Here is a 14,833-nt window from a genome sequence, read left to right as displayed (position 1 = left end):
AAGCGTTGTGTTTTTCACCTATTCAGGTTAATAAGTATAGAGAATATAGAGCTATGACGATGGGCTAATACAAAATCAACTAAGGTTGTTTTGATTCAAAAAAATTCTGTCATAGTTTTAAAAGTTTGGCTTAAAATTCTGTTTATTCTACTTAGTTTTTGTCTGCTTAGAAAAGTTATAGTCCTAAGTATCTATACTTTGCATCTCCTGAGTAATACACTCTATATAAGAATGATTGAATTCATCCAGAAAAATCAGGATGAGAATCCAGGGAAAAATAGATTGAAGTAAGTTGATAATATATCATCACCCCAGATAACAGTCAAACCAGCTCCCATTGCTAAACAAGGCCCGAATGGCATTGGTTGTTTTCGGTCTAGCCAACCTAGGGCGATCGCTCCTCCACCTACAAATGCTCCCATAGTACAGGCGAGAAAACAAGTTAATAGTAGATATTTCCAACCTAACCAAGCTCCTATCATGGCTGCTAGTTTGGCATCTCCTCCACCCATAACTGTTTGTCCGAAACCTATGGAACCAAATATGGAGATTAAGTCAAACAACCATAAACCAACGACTGCGCCGATAATACCAACCATTAAAAAATTGATTAGATTATTTTCTTGAATATTTGTCTCTAATGTGGTAAGCAACTGGAAGCCTAGACCCAAGACTAATCCAGATTTTGTGAGAGAGTTAGGTAAAGTCATGGTGTCTAAGTCAATCATAGACAGAGCAAGTAGCCAACTGAAAAAAGTCCAATAACCTAAGGTGGGAATTGTAGTTCCAAATTTCCAGAAAACGAGCAAAAATAAGAAACTTGTGATGACTTCTACTAAGGGATAGCGGATAGAAATTGGGCTGTGACAATGGCTACAACGTCCGCCTAACCATAACCAAGCAAATATGGGGATATTTTCCCAGGGTTTTAATTTACTTTTACAACGGGGGCAATGAGAGGGGGGCAAAAGTATAGATAATTTAGAAGGTATGCGATAAATGACGACGTTGAGAAAGCTGCCAATGGATGCACCAAGGGCAAAGACAATGAGAGTAAGAGGCCATATTATTAGTAAGTCCATATTTGGTTGAATAGTTTCGTTAAAGGAGTCAGGAGTCAGGAGTCAGGAGTCAGGAGTCAACCCACCCCTCGCCCCTCCCCTCCCAACCCACCCCTAACCCCTCCGGTGGAGGGGAGGAAGTAGGGGGAATGGCCATTCGCCCCTACAGGAGTCAGGAAGGAAGAAAGAATAAGAAAGAGAAAGCTGGCGTACAACTTCATTAAAGGAGTCAGGAGTCAGGAGAGAAGAAAGAATAAGAAAGAGAAAGTTTTTTGTTTGCTGGCGCACAACGCATCCTATCTCCTGGGTCGAAACTGCGCTAAGGTCATACTAACGCAAACGTTAATGTGGAGCGCGGAACGGAGTTCTATCGTTAATTATCCGGACATGATATAAGTCCATATTTGGTTAATAGATTTTTGATTCAATTAGGTCTACAGGGACGAAAAGTTCACCTGGTAATAAAATTGGCTGGTGAGAGAATATTAGACTAGCTCTGTAACTGACAGGACTAATAGCTACACCAAAGGGAAGTCTAAGTAGGTCAGGATGAGTTTCCAGATAAGTGCGATAGAGTAGTTTAGCCAATTTCTGTAGGGATGGGGGGAGTAATAAAGCAATAGTTGGATCTAAGTATTTTGCTGGTCTTTTTTGTGTAGCGTTTACCACGAGAAACCCTGATTTTAAAAGTCAAAAGTCAAAATTTTAAAAGTCAAAAGTCAAAAGTCAAAAGTCAAAAGTAAGAACTACAGAAGTTAAAAGTAAGAAGTTAAAAGCAAGAAGTCAAAAAGAAGAAGTACAGGAGTACAGGAGTCAGGAGTCAGAATTTACTCATGTTTTCACTTGAAATTAACTACTATAAGAATTGTCACAACTAATTTAGAATTGCTATAGGACTACTGGACTGACACACCTAAAATGTTGCAATAGTAGGGGCGGGTTCCACGTTAAATTAATGAATCTTAACCAATTAGATGAACCCACCCCCATCCCAATAATCTAATGCATAAAATTAGCTGTGTCAGTCTAATCCCATTTTCCTACTTTACTATTCCCTATTCCTTATTCCCCTTATACCTTTTTCATAGCACTTGGTCTCCACATCCCAGATAAAAAAACTATAGTTGTTAATCAAAAATGCACTTTGATATTTACCAATATTTTTTAGGGTTGGATAAGTTGGCTGAATATAGTGGTATTAATCTTAACTTTGAAATTAAAATATACAACAGATATCTCCAATAATCAAAAATAAAATTAATTATTGTACATAAATTATCAATTTTTCCTCCTACTCCCTCTTTGATGGAGATTCTATTATAAAATATAGTTGTCAATCAAAAATGCACTGCGATTTTTACCGAGTTTTTTGAGGGTTGGATAAGTTGGCTGAATATAGTGGTATTAATCCTAACTTTGAAATTAAAATATACAACAGATATCTCCAATAATCAAAAATAAAATTAATTATTGTACATAAATTATCAATTTTTCCTCCTACTCTCTCTTTTGTGGAGATTCTATTATAAAATATAGTTGTCAATCAAAAATGCACTGCGATTTTTACCGAGTTTTTTGAGGGTTGGATAAGTTGGCTGAATATAGTGGTATTAATCCTAACTTTGAAATTAAAATATACAACAGATATCTCCAATAATCAAAAATAAAATTAATTATTGTACATAAATTATCAATTTTTCCTCCTACTCACTCTTTGATGGAGATTCTATTATAAAATTGCGATTTTTACCGAGTTTTTTGAGGGTTGGATAAGTTGGCTGAATATAGTGGTATTAATCCTAACTTTGAAATTAAAATATACAACAGATATCTCCAATAATCAAAAATAAAATTAATTATTGTACATAAATTATCAATTATTTCTCCTACTCTCTCTTTTGTGGAGATTCTATTATAAAATATAGTTGTCAATCAAAAATGCACTGCGATTTTTACCGAGTTTTTGAGGGTTGGATAAGTTGGCTGAATATAGTGGTATTAATCCTAACTTTGAAATTAAAATATACAACAGATATCTCCAATAATCAAAAATAAAATTAATTATTGTACATAAATTATCAATTATTTCTCCTACTCTCTCTTTTGTGGAGATTCTATTATAAAATATAGTTGTCAATCAAAAATGCACTGCGATTTTTACCGAGTTTTTTGAGGGTTGGATAAGTTGGCTGAATATAGTGGTATTAATCCTAACTTTGAAATTAAAATATACAACAGATATCTCCAATAATCAAAAATAAAATTAATTATTGTACATAAATTATCAATTTTTCCTCCTACTCCCTCTTTGATGGAGATTCTATTATAAAATATAGTTGTCAATCAAAAATGCACTGCGATTTTTACCGAGTTTTTGAGGGTTGGATAAGTTGGCTGAATATAGTGGTATTAATCCTAACTTTGAAATTAAAATATACAATTGAAAATGAAAGCTGTCGAAGAAAAGATTAGGACAGATCGACAGCTTAAAACTCAGACAAAGTAAGATTTTTCCTTCTTTCTTCCTTCTTTCTTCTTTCTTCTTCCTTCTTCCTTCTGCAATAACATAAATACTACTAAAATTATTATGGGAAATTTTTGTTTGCAAGCTCCCTTTCAACCTACTGGTGACCAACCAGGAGCGATCGCTCAATTAACTTCTAATATTCAAACCGGACATAATTTTCAAACATTACTAGGAGCTACTGGTACGGGTAAGACTTTTTCTATAGCTTCTGTAATTGAAAATGTTGGCAGACCGACGTTAGTTTTGGCTCATAATAAAACATTGGCTGCTCAATTGTGTAATGAGTTAAGGGATTTTTTTCCTAATAATGCGGTTGAGTATTTTGTTAGTTATTACGATTATTATCAACCGGAAGCTTATATTCCGGTGACGGATACATATATAGAAAAAACTGCTTCTATTAATGATGAAATTGATATGTTGCGTCACTCAGCAACTCGGTCTCTTTTTGAACGTCGAGATGTGATTGTTGTTGCTTCTATTAGTTGTATTTATGGTTTGGGAATGCCTGCTGAATATTTAAAAGCTGCTATTTCTTTGCAAGTGGGAGAAGAAATTAATCAACGACAAATTTTGAGAGATTTAGCGACAGTTCAATACAGCAGAAATGATTTAGATTTAGGTCGAGGAAAGTTTAGAGTTAAGGGTGATGTTTTGGAAATCGGACCTGCTTATGAGGATAGAGTTATTCGGGTAGAATTTTTTGGGGATGAAATAGATGCTATTCGTTATGTTGACCCTGTAACTGGAAAGATTATCCAAAGTTTAGAGTCTTTAAATGTTTATCCGGCGCGTCACTTTGTTACTCCTGAAGAAAGGTTAGAAGCAGCTTGTAATGATATTGAAGCAGAATTAGATGAGCAATTAGAGGAGTTAGAAAAGGCAGGAAAGTTGTTAGAAGCTCAACGTTTGGAACAGCGTTGTAGATATGATTTGGAAATGCTGCGGGAGGTGGGATATTGTAATGGGGTGGAAAATTATTCTCGGCATTTAGCAGGTAGAAAAGCAGGAGAACCGCCGGAATGTTTGATTGATTATTTTCCGGAAGATTGGTTATTAATTATTGATGAATCTCATGTGACTGTTCCACAAATTCGCGGAATGTATAATGGCGACCAAGCTAGGAAAAGAGTTTTAATTGAGCATGGATTTCGTTTGCCTAGTGCTGCGGATAATCGACCTTTAAAATCAGAGGAATTTTGGCAAAAGGTTAATCAATGTATTTTGGTTTCTGCTACTCCTGGAAATTGGGAAATAGAAAAGTCTGAGGATAGAATTGTTGAGCAAATTATTCGTCCGACTGGTGTTGTTGACCCGGAAATTTTTGTGCGTCCGACTGAGGGTCAGGTTGATGATTTATTGGGTGAAATTAGGGAAAGGGTTAAGCTGGAAGAGAGGGTTTTAATTACGACTTTAACTAAGCGAATGGCTGAAGATTTGACTGAATATTTGCAGGAGCAAAATGTGAGGGTTCGTTATTTGCATTCGGAGATTAATTCTATTCAGAGAATTGAGATTTTACAGGGGCTGAGAGAGGGAGAGTTTGATGTTTTAATTGGGGTTAATTTATTACGGGAAGGTTTGGATTTGCCGGAGGTTTCTTTAGTAGCTATTTTAGATGCGGATAAGGAGGGATTTTTACGGGCGGAACGTTCTTTAATTCAGACTATTGGTAGGGCGGCGCGTCACGTCCGGGGTCAGGCTATTTTATATGCTGATAATTTGACGGATAGTATGATTAAAGCCATAGATGAAACGGAAAGAAGGCGAGGTATTCAGTTGGCATATAATAAGATGAATAATATTACACCGAAGCCTATTGTTAAGAAACAAAGTAATGCAATTTTGGCGTTTTTGGATGTGTCGCGGCGTTTAAATTCTCAACAGTTGGAAGAGGTTTATGAACAGGTGGATGAGTTGTCTTTGGATGATGTTCCAGAGTTGATTAAAAAGTTAGAAAGTCAGATGAAGGAAGCGGCAAAAAATTTAGAGTTTGAAGAGGCGGCTAAATTGCGGGATAGAATTAAATATTTACGGGATAAATTAGTTGGTCGTTAGGTGAAATAGATTTCTGTACTAGAACAATTCTAAATTAAGAACAGAAGATTAGTAATATGGTAATTGTCAGGTTAGTCAGATATTTACAGCAGATTCCAAGTATATAAAGTACACATATTAATAATTGAATGTTCCCAGTGCGAGCATCTTGCTCGCGCGGGTTTACCTGACCAAGGTGGAATTCGCTGTAAGTCTTTTCTGAAAAGAAAATTATTGTCTTACTTGTTGTCTAATGTTCAGTTTTTAATGGAGAACTTTCATGTTAAAAACTCTTACTGATATTTTAACTGACTATAAATTTTTTCTGGAATTATTTCTTTCTGTTCCATTTGCCATACTTGCCAATTTGTTAACTCCCAAAATTGATAAATTTCTCTCATCTCGCAATTCCCAAATTGAGAAATTTCTTTCATCTCGCAATTCTCAATTAAAACAAAAGAGAATTATAAAAATCAAGCAAGAGTATCAAAAGGTTAAACAATATTATGAAAATAGAATGATGCTGGTTGAGTATCTTTTAGCTAATATCTTAGAGACTATAAGTTTAGCTGTTGTAATAATTTTATATGTTACTGTTATTGATTCTCTTTTTCCTGCTAGTATGTCAGCAAATTCTCTATCAAAAATATTTGTAATTTTGGGTTCACTCGTTATTGTAAATTGGACGACAAATGCACTTAAGATTTATACAAAAGTGAAACACTATAACGATTATCAAAAAGAAGTATCAGATATTATTCAGGAATAAAATACTTTAATTATTATTTGACAAACAGGTAGATTAATTATCTTTGGATGATGTTCCAGAGTTGATTAAAAAGTTAGAAACTCAGATGAAGGAAGCGGCGAAAAATTTAGAGTTTGAAGAGGCGGCTAAATTGCGGGATAGATTAGTTGGTCGTTAGGTGAAATAGATTTCTGTACTAGAACAATTCTAAATTAAGAACAGAAGATTAGTAATATGGTAATTGTCAGGTTAGTCAGATATTTACAGCAGATTCCAAGTATATAAAGTACACATATTAATAATTGAATGTTCCCAGTGCGAGCACCTTGCTCGCGCGGGTTTACCTGACCAAGGTGGAATTCGCTGTAAGTCTTTTCTGAAAAGAAAATTATTGTCTTACTTGTTGTCTAATGTTCAGTTTTTAATGGAGAACTTTCATGTTAAAAACTCTTACTGATATTTTAACTGACTATAAATTTTTTCTGGGATTATTTCTTTCTGTTCCATTTGCCATACTTGCCAATTTGTTAACTCCCAAAATTGATAAATTTCTCTCATCTCGCAATTCCCAAATTGAGAAATTTCTTTCATCTCGCAATTCTCAATTAAAACAAAAGAGAATTATAAAAATCAAGCAAGAGTATCAAAAGGTTAAACAATATTATGAAAATAGAATGATGCTGGTTGAGTATCTTTTAGCTAATATCTTAGAGACTATAAGTTTAGCTGTTGTAATAATTTTATATATTACTGTTATTGATTCTCTTTTTCCTGCTAGTATGTCAGCAAATTCTCTATCAAAAATATTTGTAATTTTGGGTTCACTCGTTATTGTAAATTGGACGACAAATGCACTTAAGATTTATACAAAAGTGAAACACTATAACGATTATCAAAAAGAAGTATCAGATATTATTCAGGAATAAAATACTTTAATTATTATTTGACAAACAGGTAGATTAATTATCTTTGGATGATGTTCCAGAGTTGATTAAAAAGTTAGAAACTCAGATGAAGGAAGCGGCGAAAAATTTAGAGTTTGAAGAGGCGGCTAAATTGCGGGATAGAATTAAATATTTACGGGATAAATTAGTGGGTAATAGGGAGTAAGTTTTAGGTATTAGTTATTTGAATAATTTTGTCAGACTTATTATTATTGTCAGGTGAAAATTATGTCGAAAACGAGTAATGTTAAAGATTGAATCTCACAAATGCTTATATAGAAGTGGCTAAATTAAATAAGGCTATCTTAGGATAGAGTTAATCTTAAAACTAAATCATTGATAAAAGTATGGAAATGGATGAAAGAACTCAAGGTGCTTGGATTATTCATCATACTGATAAACTCCAAGATATGAAATATGCTGCCAATGATTATGAGACTATTAATCTTGCGGGAAAGTGTGGTTTATTACTATCTAGTTTGGCTGCTTCTGAAGAAAAGTCTATATCTAAGGAGAGGTTAAACACCTTAGCTAAGGCAGCTCATATTAGCTTAAAAATGGAGCTGCCAGTTATATTAGATAAACTTGAAAAGCAAAAATTAATCAGCTCCAGCTCTACTGAAATTCATATTCTAGGACTGACTACTTCTGCTACATTGGAACATACAACATCGATTTTTTATGATTAAAATCCAGATAATACTGAAATTGCTGTTATAGATATATCAGAAAAAATTTCTGAATTACCACAGGGGTATAAAAAGCAAAAGAATATATAAGTGACACTTACAAAATATCTAATAAAAAAACTGATGATTTGCTAATTGGTTCAGAAGAAATTGGATTTATAGATGCAGCTAGTGTAGATGATTCTAGAAAAATTTTATTTAATGGTAATTTACTTAGGCATGATGATATAGCAATATGATTTGAGTTGTGAGATATTGGAGACTTTTGTTCTAGGTATGGAGGGAATAGGTATGGAGGGAAGAAACGAATACATAAGAATAAAAAAACTGCTATATTCTATGCTTTAAAAAAAACACCTCAATTCTCACATCTGATTCCTGATTGCTATATAAGGAAAATTAATGCCGTCTGTTCTTATTTATCTGAATCAGAAACGAGGAGAATGAAGGAACTAGATGAACTTCTGAAATATCAAAGCTGTTTGCCTTTAGATATCGCACAATAAATTATTGAAGAGAAACTATTTAGGAAATTAAATTCTATAGGTATATATGATGTCAATACTGTGACCAATGAACTAGGTAGACACAAATTTGTAACCAAACTATCAGCATTTTCAAAGTTTGGTAACTCTGCTGTTGAAGACGCATTTGATTTAGCTAAATTATTTGTAACATCTTTAACATTTGGCATGACGAAAAGTCATTCTTATAGAGGAAAAATTACGTAAGCATTCAGCTATTAGCATTCAGTTAGCCTCTTACAGAGGAACTGCGTTATCAGCTTTTAAACGTACAGGACTTACTAAGGTTATCTGATAACCTTTTTCTTTTGCGCGGAATGCAGAAGCAAATATATTTCACTCCTTAGAGACTTAGGTGCGATAATGAGCTAATAACTCATAGCTGATAGCTGATAGCTGACCGCTGAATGCTTACAAAATTACAATGATTCAGAGACTTATGGAAAAGCTAATTGATGGAGAATGGGTTGGTCCAGCAACAGCTATTGGAAACGACTATAAAGTGTTAGAACTTCGTGGTGTAATTCAGGTTAAAGTCTCTCTAAAAGATTCAAATATGTACAATATGAAACTTTTGAAAAAAGATGTTGGAGAATTAGCTTTAAAAGTAATTAATGATGGTGATATTAGCACTGAAGCACTTATTTCAATTCCTAGTGCTTCAATAACAAACTATATAGCTCCTGAGCAAAATAGAACTTACGAAAGAAAGTCACAAAACTCACAAACGGGAAAAAATATTGCAGAATTATTAGATGTGTTGAGAAGTGGTAAATAGTTGATTATCAAGCAAGAACTTGGCAAAGGTGAAACGTAGGCATTCAGCTATTAGCATTCAGCTATCAGCTTTTGAACATATTCAAGAAATTACTAAGGTTAGCTGAAGACATTTTTTTTATAAGTTTTAATTCTCCTCGAAGACTAATTCCTCTTTTGAGCTGATAATGAGCTAATAACTCATAGCTGATAGCTGTTAGCTGACGGCTGAATGCTTACGGTGAAACAGCAGAAGAAGCACTTAGGAACTATTTTATTGAGCAAGGTTATTTTGTAGTTCGTTCACTTCCATTTGCGTATAATCAAATTGACATTACAGATGTTGATTTGTGGTTATATAGTAAAGCTTCAGCTTTTTCTAGAAAACGGACTAATGTTGACATTAAAAACAAAAAGAATCCTAGAGCATTTAAAAGAATAATTTGGGCTAAGGGTTTACAGACTACTTTAAAATTAGAAAGAGCTATTGTTGCTACAGCATCCACAAAAGATGAAGCTCATAAATTTGGTTTGGCAAATAATATTATTGTGATAACTGGTGATGTGTTAAAACAAATAATTTCTCGAAGAGTTAACTCAAATAGAATTACAGAATAAAATTTTATTTCAGATATATTGACTCAAAATGTTGAAAAAAAAGAAGATGATTATAAAAGAAGATATCAGATGTCAAAAGGTAGGCTTTTGAGCGATATGAACTTTAATGGTTGTAATGAATATCTCCAAGAAATAAAGTTTTTTCTAGAACAAACTATGACAAAAGCAGATAATAATATCAGTCTTCTAAGGCTTTTATATATCAATACAACCTTTTTACTAATTTGTACTGACTTTGTTATTAAAGGATTTATTTCTGTTGATGTAAAAACTAGAATTGAAATTTTACAGAATGGATTTAATTATGGAGAGAGAGGTAAAGAACGTACAGAAAGCATAACTAATGCTGCTATTAAATTAGCATCTTCAGTAATAGTAAATAAAAGTATTGCTACAACCCTTAAAAGAGAAGTTGATAAACAAACTAAGGATAGAGCTGTTGAAATTTTGTCAGATTATTTTGCTAAAACTACTAATATGAATTCCTTGTTTAAAAATGCTAGCTTATTTGAGTTTCATGCTTATTCTCAAGTTGTTACAACACCTTCACAACTCCCAATAGAGCTGCAAAGTATAATCGGTTTATTGACTGATTTTTTCCGAATAGATAGAAAAAAATCTTGAATCTATAAATTTATTAAGTCTCTAGTAAATAATTCTTAAAAAAGCAGCGAACAAATTGGAATTTGAGGAGACAGCTAAATTGCGCGATCGGATTAAATATTTACTTAAATATTTACGGGATAAATTAGTGGGTCATTCTTGAAATTTATCAAAAAAACAAAATAATTATAGATCGGAAATGCGATGGCGTATTTTTTCCTGTTTTTTTACCTGGAGTTACTTTTGTAGTTTCAACTTTTGATAATATGCATGCTTTTTACTTGAAATATTTTCCCCACCTTTTTTGACATTCTGCTTTGACTCATTCACGAGCATCACCTTCAAATTTTTGCTTTTCTGCTTCTGAAAAATACCTTTCATGCATTTCTCAAACTTTTCCTGAATAATCTTGACAAAATTCTCTTAAATTTTCACTCAAATCACTCAGAATGACCCAGTTAAAAGTAATCCTTGTACCTATTTTCTTATTGAAACTGACTCAGATAAAAAACTCCTATTTTCATTTATTCAATAATATACTTATTCCTTACAGCTCAGGACTACTTTTAACATTAATAATCTCCTCAAAAAAAAACGTTGTTTTTGAGCATTAAATTACCTTGAAGGATAAAAAGTTTAAACTATTAATTTATGCTGTTAAACCCTGACATTTATAGATTCGGTCATCTGTTCAACAATTAATAATTAATAATTAATTAGGGTTTGCTGATTAATTTTCAAAGTATTGATAAATATAAGGTATTATACCAATTCCCATGCATTATTGCTATACTTGGGCAGTACTTCAGTTGTCAACTAATCAGTACAAGCAAAACACTTTGCATGCTAATTTCAGCTAAGTTAATGTTAATTATTCTTATTTTTGCTTCTCCCCCACTCCCCTACTCCCCTACTCCCCTACTCCCCTGCTCAACAAAATGTAGAAAAGTTTTTGAGAAATGGTATTAGCCTTTTTGGGGTTCAAAAAAGTGCCAGCTTTTCGGTACAAAGAGCTGCAAAAAGCTAGTATTTTGGGCTGACTATAGTAGAACAATCTTGGGACAATTATTACTCCTACCTCTTCTATAATTCCCATTTCTCCTGAATTCTGAATTCTGAATTCTGACTCCTAACCCTACTAAAAGACTTTTTCAGTAAGCCCTAATTATTACCTCTCCTTGAAAAGAAGAGGATTGACTTAAAGGAAAATTTTTTCTTATTTCTCCTTTAAAGAAAAGGGTTTCAACCTTAATTATTCGGTAATAACCAAACACTAAATTTTATTCCATATCTGAATCTAAATCTGAATGAAATACAGTTAATTCTTGACTAAAAGACTCTCCAATTAGTTTGTAAATCTCTCTTAAATCTTCATCTTTAAACGACCTAATTAATTTTTCTGCTGCCTTTTGAGGATTTTTAGGAACTACTACCCATAGTTCTTCATTCAATTTACCTTCTGGCTGTTGCTCTAACCAATTTTTAACTGCATTTTTTCCTGATTCAGTAATTTGGTAAAAACCTCTCCCACTACTTTTTGATTGTTCTAACCATCCTAAATGTTCCCATCTTTTTCTCCATAATTGAGCAGTGCTATGAGCATAATCTAAAATCTGCCCGATTTTAGGTGCATTTAAAGCTTGATTATCTGGGCAAGCTTCTACAAGTTTAGAGAATTTATGAAAATAATTTGATGGATTTCCTAAATCTTTTAATGGGTCTTCCGGCAGTTCGACTGTTTTTGTTTCAGTTGATTCTAATCTACTAATTAACTCTTCAATTTCTCCAGCTTCACAACCTAATCCATAAGGTGGTTGAGCACGACATAATTCTTCATAGCTATTAAATGGTTTTCCTTGCTCATCAAGTAATTGTTGATAAGCTGCTGGCTGTTTCATTAATTCACGCCATGCTTTTAATTGTTCCCCATGAGCAACTACATCTTTTTTCAGAACAGATTGTAGTTTTAACTTAATAGCAAGTGCCCATTGGGGTGTACCAGGAGTTGTGCTAATTCCTCCTGCTTTTCCTAAAGTTTCATAATCCATTTTTCCCTGGATAGTAAAGGATATACTTTTCAAATTTGTCTACAATAAATTTTGATTTTTTACCATTTTATTATTTTTTAACTCATTGCTTAATAGGCTTATTTAAGAGTAATAATTTTGTCAGCATTCAGCTTTATAGAATTAAAAATATGGGTAAAAGCCAATCATTTAACCTTAACAGTAAGCGCGAGCCACATTTACATTTCACTCCATAGAGTTGAACATCATATGAGAGCCAACTAAAATGGTATTAGTAGGTATATTTGCTTGACAATCAAATTTGTCAGCTTTTTGTACCTCTTATTTGTATATTTTAGATTGTAGATTCCCTAAGTCAACTATTGCAGAAACAATTCTATGAATAACTTCTCTGTAATATCAATTCTTTAGCTAACTTTATTGCTGCCTTCATACTCGTCCCATCAGCAATACCCTGACCCGCAATATCAAAAGCTGTACCATGGTCAGGAGAAGTACGAACAAATGGTAAACCAATGGTAGTATTCACTGCTAAATCAAAAGCCATTAGCTTGACTGGAATTAAGCCCTGGTCATGATATAACGCTAAATAAGCATCATAAGTTTGAGCTGGTAAACCTAGCCAAGCTTGACCTGGTTTGACCCACATCGTATCCGGTGGTACTGGCCCATCTAACTGTATGTCCGGTCGGCGATCGCGTTGTTTGTCCAACCAAGGGATGAGCCAATCTTGTTCTTCTGTTCCTAATTGTCCATTTTCTCCACTGTGAGGATTTAAACCAGCAACAGCAATTTTTGGCCGAGAAATCCCAAAATCTTTTTGTAAACTTTCTATAAGCAATTCTAATTTCCAACTCAGCAACTCTGGCGTCAAAGCTTTTGGTACTTGACATAATGGTATATGTGTGGTCGCTAAAAGGGAGCGGAGTACAAAATTACTGTGGGGCGATCGCGCAAAAAATAGCATCCCAAATTTTTTTACCCCTGCTTTTTCTGCTAAAAGTTCAGTTTGACCAGGGTATTTATGACCAGCCATCTGCCAGCAAGTTTTGGAAATAGGAGCAGTGACAATACCTTGAAATTTTCCAGCTAAAGTCTGAGCAATAGCTGTTTCCATGAAACAAAAGCTAGCTTCCCCACTCACAGCATTACCTTTGCCGAGAAAGATATTTTCTAATTTTCCATTAAACTCTACATCTAAAATTTTTAAATTTTCCCAGTTGACAAGTAATTCTGGCGATTGAGTTTTTTTCGACAATTGAGATAGTTTTTGGTAGGTTTGTTGCAAAATTCGATGACTGCCTATAATTGTCAAGTCACAATTTTCTGTAACAGTCGGGTCTGCTAAAGCCTTAAGAATTATTTCTGGTCCAATACCCCCAGGGTCTCCAACTGTCACTGCTAAACGAGGATTTGTATTTTCTATTTCTGTTCCTGGTATTTTCATATTTATTGCATTGAAGAATACTTACCGAATAATGAATAATTAATAATGAATAATTAATAATTAGGGTTTGCTGAAAAAGTCTTTTAGTAGGGGTAGGAGTCAGGAGACAACCCACCCCTCGCCTCTCCCCTCCCCTCCTGGGAGGAAGTCAGGAGAAATGGGAATTTAGAAGAGGTAGGAGTAAGAATTGTCCCAAGATTGTTCTAACCCACATTCCGCACTTCAATTTGTAGTATCAAAATTAGCATGAAAAACAGTCTACTCCCTCAAGCCGTGAAGATATGTAGCTCATAACGCGCGGAAACTACTGTATTACCAATTTGATCAATGTTTGTTACAAATGGTAGAAGTAAGAAAGAAGGAAGAGGGAAGAAGGAAGAAGGGGTAAATATTGAAAAAAAGGGAAAAAAGATAGGGATAACTATCTTAAATGAACTGGAGTAGCTATTTTTAAGCATATCCGATCAATATCTACCTTTTTGTAGCATTCTTTTTTCACGCTTGGTATGTGACTTTAGTTTGGGAAGAAGTCAAAATGTCTTAAAATATATATCACAAATTACTAGGAGTATTTTAAGAATATGAGTGGCGAGATTTTCAATGCAGCTATTTTGTCTTTTTCTATAATTCTGATTGGTTTAGCAGGAGGTTTCCTATTACTTAAATTACAAGGAGGCGAATAATTTAACTAGCTGTCAGCTATCAGCTACTAGCAGTCAGCGCAAATAGTCCACATAAAAAGACATATAGAACCCATTTGGGATCTATTTATCTGTTTATTTAATTTAAAAATATAGGGGAGTGTAGTCTGTGTGGGGAGTACAGGGTCTGGTCTGACCCTACGCTGCAAAC

The 14,833-nt window shown here is 33.7% G+C and carries 14 protein-coding genes and 2 pseudogenes; 11 read left to right on the top strand and 5 right to left on the bottom strand.

The window, feature by feature from the left end; genetic code table 11:
- Positions 1 to 254: 254 nt before the first annotated feature.
- The 3 genes from SAGCYANO_RS15075 to SAGCYANO_RS15065 form a co-directional block, all read right to left on the bottom strand.
- Entirely contained in the window at positions 255 to 1,082 is an 828-nt protein-coding gene (locus SAGCYANO_RS15075; protein WP_202220832.1) for an A24 family peptidase, read from the bottom strand.
- A gap of 387 nt (positions 1,083 to 1,469) precedes the next feature.
- Positions 1,470 to 1,730, bottom strand: a complete 261-nt coding sequence (locus SAGCYANO_RS15070) for a hypothetical protein (RefSeq protein ID WP_202220831.1) — start codon at positions 1,728 to 1,730, stop codon at positions 1,470 to 1,472.
- Between the two features lie 1,654 nt (positions 1,731 to 3,384).
- Entirely contained in the window at positions 3,385 to 3,669 is a 285-nt protein-coding gene (locus SAGCYANO_RS15065; protein ID WP_202220830.1) for a hypothetical protein, read from the bottom strand.
- Between SAGCYANO_RS15065 and uvrB the strand changes: the two genes are divergently transcribed.
- The 10 genes and pseudogenes from uvrB to SAGCYANO_RS50345 all read left to right on the top strand — a co-directional run bounded on the left by uvrB (position 3,649) and on the right by SAGCYANO_RS50345 (position 10,670).
- Positions 3,649 to 5,646, top strand: a complete 1,998-nt coding sequence (uvrB, locus tag SAGCYANO_RS15060) for an excinuclease ABC subunit UvrB (protein ID WP_305081044.1) — start codon at positions 3,649 to 3,651, stop codon at positions 5,644 to 5,646. The two genes, SAGCYANO_RS15065 and uvrB, sit on opposite strands and share 21 nt — an antisense overlap.
- A gap of 259 nt (positions 5,647 to 5,905) precedes the next feature.
- Positions 5,906 to 6,394 carry a hypothetical protein gene (locus tag SAGCYANO_RS15055; RefSeq protein WP_202220829.1) on the top strand — a complete coding sequence of 163 codons (489 nt, stop codon included), beginning with the start codon at positions 5,906 to 5,908 and terminating at the stop codon, positions 6,392 to 6,394.
- 37 nt (positions 6,395 to 6,431) lie between these two features.
- Positions 6,432 to 6,551: pseudogene (locus SAGCYANO_RS15050) on the top strand (UvrB/UvrC motif-containing protein); the annotation flags it as partial.
- Between the two features lie 259 nt (positions 6,552 to 6,810).
- The gene (locus tag SAGCYANO_RS15045; RefSeq protein ID WP_202220827.1) at positions 6,811 to 7,299 is read left to right on the top strand and encodes a hypothetical protein; all 489 of its coding nucleotides are present in this window, start codon (positions 6,811 to 6,813) and stop codon (positions 7,297 to 7,299) included.
- Positions 7,300 to 7,336: 37 nt separating this feature from the next.
- A pseudogene (locus SAGCYANO_RS15040) lies at positions 7,337 to 7,483 on the top strand (UvrB/UvrC motif-containing protein); the annotation flags it as partial.
- A gap of 187 nt (positions 7,484 to 7,670) precedes the next feature.
- Positions 7,671 to 8,006 (top strand): hypothetical protein, encoded by a 336-nt coding sequence (locus SAGCYANO_RS15035; protein ID WP_237396184.1) that lies wholly within the window; start codon positions 7,671 to 7,673, stop codon positions 8,004 to 8,006.
- A 963-nt stretch (positions 8,007 to 8,969) separates the two neighbouring features.
- A complete protein-coding gene (locus SAGCYANO_RS15030; RefSeq protein ID WP_202220825.1) occupies positions 8,970 to 9,308 on the top strand; it encodes a hypothetical protein in 339 nt (112 codons plus the stop codon).
- Positions 9,309 to 9,634: 326 nt separating this feature from the next.
- Positions 9,635 to 9,904, top strand: a complete 270-nt coding sequence (locus SAGCYANO_RS15025; protein WP_202220824.1) for a hypothetical protein — start codon at positions 9,635 to 9,637, stop codon at positions 9,902 to 9,904.
- An 18-nt stretch (positions 9,905 to 9,922) separates the two neighbouring features.
- On the top strand, positions 9,923 to 10,528 hold the full coding sequence (locus tag SAGCYANO_RS15020; RefSeq protein WP_202220823.1) for a hypothetical protein: 606 nt from the start codon (positions 9,923 to 9,925) through the stop codon (positions 10,526 to 10,528).
- A gap of 28 nt (positions 10,529 to 10,556) precedes the next feature.
- The gene (locus tag SAGCYANO_RS50345) at positions 10,557 to 10,670 is read left to right on the top strand and encodes a UvrB/UvrC motif-containing protein (RefSeq protein ID WP_202220905.1); all 114 of its coding nucleotides are present in this window, start codon (positions 10,557 to 10,559) and stop codon (positions 10,668 to 10,670) included.
- A 1,117-nt stretch (positions 10,671 to 11,787) separates the two neighbouring features.
- Here the strand turns inward: SAGCYANO_RS50345 and SAGCYANO_RS15010 are convergent.
- Positions 11,788 to 12,555, bottom strand: coding sequence for a hypothetical protein (locus SAGCYANO_RS15010; protein WP_202220822.1), 768 nt, complete (start codon positions 12,553 to 12,555; stop codon positions 11,788 to 11,790).
- A gap of 355 nt (positions 12,556 to 12,910) precedes the next feature.
- The gene (gene pdxA, locus SAGCYANO_RS15005) at positions 12,911 to 13,981 is read right to left on the bottom strand and encodes a 4-hydroxythreonine-4-phosphate dehydrogenase PdxA (RefSeq protein ID WP_202220821.1); all 1,071 of its coding nucleotides are present in this window, start codon (positions 13,979 to 13,981) and stop codon (positions 12,911 to 12,913) included.
- Between the two features lie 581 nt (positions 13,982 to 14,562).
- On the opposite strand from pdxA, the gene petM reads away from it, so the two are divergent.
- Positions 14,563 to 14,664 (top strand): cytochrome b6-f complex subunit PetM, encoded by a 102-nt coding sequence (gene petM, locus SAGCYANO_RS15000; protein WP_202220820.1) that lies wholly within the window; start codon positions 14,563 to 14,565, stop codon positions 14,662 to 14,664.
- Positions 14,665 to 14,833 lie beyond the last annotated feature (169 nt).

Origin of the sequence: Okeania sp. KiyG1, assembly GCF_014132355.1 — a bacterium.
Lineage (GTDB): Bacteria > Cyanobacteriota > Cyanobacteriia > Cyanobacteriales > Microcoleaceae > Okeania.
Note: the sequence above shows the minus strand (reverse complement) of the source record. Positions and strands in the feature narration are given on the sequence as shown.